At 68.3% G+C, this 287-nt stretch carries 1 pseudogene; it reads right to left on the bottom strand.

Annotated elements, in window-relative coordinates:
• Positions 1 to 287 (bottom strand): annotated as a pseudogene (locus ABFX56_RS15995) (molybdopterin-dependent oxidoreductase); the annotation flags it as partial.

Raw genomic sequence — 287 nt, 5'->3', positions numbered from 1 at the left:
GCCAGCGGTACACCCATTGCCGCCAGGTATCGGCCGACTCCAACGCGCATAGTTCGGCGTCGCGGAACGGCCCGTCGTCCACCCGCACCTGCACGGCAGAAACTCCGACGTGCTGGCGCCAGGCCACACCGGCCACCGCTACTGTGCCCGCTTCCACCGTGCCACCCGCCGCGGGCACGTCGATTCGGGAAGACAGCTTGACCGGGGCGCGCGGGCTCCAGCCCTGGTGAGTCCAGTACGCGGTGTCCCGATCGAACGGTGTCTGCTTCAAGTTGGTCACGCTCTTG

This window comes from Parafrigoribacterium mesophilum (assembly GCF_039652555.1).
Lineage (GTDB): Bacteria > Actinomycetota > Actinomycetes > Actinomycetales > Microbacteriaceae > Parafrigoribacterium > Parafrigoribacterium mesophilum.
This window is presented reverse-complemented; position numbering and strand designations above follow the sequence as displayed.